The organism is Corynebacterium sp. HMSC076D02 (assembly GCF_001813815.1).
Lineage (GTDB): Bacteria > Actinomycetota > Actinomycetes > Mycobacteriales > Mycobacteriaceae > Corynebacterium > Corynebacterium simulans.
The window spans coordinates 1-1,357 of the sequence record NZ_KV814008.1 but is presented as its reverse complement, the minus strand read 5'-3'; the positions used below and the strand labels follow the sequence as shown (position 1 = coordinate 1,357).

Here is a 1,357-nt window from a genome sequence, read left to right as displayed (position 1 = left end):
GTCTTGAACAGGCGCAACAGCGCCGCAGCCTAGCGCAGCAGGCCATTGAAGACACCGGCGCTAACCTTCCGGAGGCACGATTGTGGGAGGAAATCTGCTACCGCGCCGAGGACCACGAAGAATGGGACAAGCGCCTCCACGCAGCCCAACAGTACGACAGCGAACACACCGATAGGCTGCAACAACGCCTCGATACTATCCGCCGCGAGAAAATGGACTGGGCCGACCGCGCCGACATCGCTACCCGCTTGCGCGAAGAAGAAATCCCGAACGATGTTGCCGACCATGCAGGCTATATCGCCGATGAAGTAAACCTCCTGGCCGCACAACGCACCTACGAACTACGCCGCCTCGGCATAGACGAATCCGCCCAAGACACCATCCGCGACATGATGGCAGACACCATCGCCGCCGCCTACGAGCACGACACCACTGACTATGACGAGCCAGACACCTCCTACAACGAGGTGGAAGAAGAACCATCAGCACCTGAGACCACCCCAGAAGCCGACAACACCGACAACACCCAGGACGAAGACGCCGGCGATCTGCACCAGGGCGCACAAGCAGGCCTCGACTTCCTCGCTAGCCTCGGCCTAGGTGGCGAGCAACAAAGCGTTACCAGCGACAGCGATACCACTGACGAACAAGCACCTGCTGACGACCTTGAAGAAGAACAAGGCCCAGAGCTCTAGAAACAGCGAGGTAAAAGCACTAGAGCGCATATGTGTATATACCTATATCCGCATATGTGTATGTAGGTATATACACCAGATAGTTAGCTTCTTTCCTCGAGCCATCGTGTTGCCCACTCTTCAAAAAGTTGGGAGATACTCTTCTCTTCTTCCACTGCGGCGAGTTTGAGCTCTTTAATCAATTGCCGATCGCGGACGTACAACTGAAGGCGTGTCGCTTTATCGTTAGCTTGGGCGAACATCTTTGTTGAAGGCGAGACCTCCGACTTATTTCCAGACGATTCTTCCCGCGCCTTATTTTTAGCCTTTGGAATTGCCATTGCCTACCCCTTAATCCTCAAATGCTGCGACTACTTCTCGAGCCAAAGAATCCCAAACCTTCGTACTACTGGGCTTTGTTCCGAAAGCGCGACGTGTAGCCGCCCTCGTTGGGATGACTGTTTCAGCAAGCGCTGCAGTTTCATCACCCTCCAGTTCGGCATGGACTTCATCTAGAAGTTTTTCCCTTCTGTCGACATTCGACAGAACAACTGCTGTTGGTATCCCCATTTCTATTAGCCAAGAAAGTGTGACCTGCGTTCGATCAATATCCATCGGGGAAACACCAGTTGGAAGAAGGACTAAATCGGCAGCCTCGGCGCTTTCGGTTATGAAAGCTAAAC

Annotated in this window: 1 protein-coding gene and 2 pseudogenes; 1 reads left to right on the top strand and 2 read right to left on the bottom strand. The window is 53.8% G+C overall.

Annotated features, from left to right (window positions below; translation table 11 throughout):
• Positions 1-695 (top strand): annotated as a pseudogene (locus tag HMPREF2935_RS00020) (conjugal transfer protein TraA); the annotation flags it as partial.
• 83 nt (positions 696-778) lie between these two features.
• Here HMPREF2935_RS00020 and HMPREF2935_RS00015 read toward each other — a convergent pair.
• Both HMPREF2935_RS00015 and HMPREF2935_RS00010 read right to left on the bottom strand, forming a co-directional pair.
• Positions 779-1,015, bottom strand: coding sequence for a hypothetical protein (locus HMPREF2935_RS00015; protein ID WP_046095264.1), 237 nt, complete (start codon positions 1,013-1,015; stop codon positions 779-781).
• A gap of 10 nt (positions 1,016-1,025) precedes the next feature.
• A pseudogene (locus HMPREF2935_RS00010) lies at positions 1,026-1,357 on the bottom strand (ParA family protein); the annotation flags it as partial.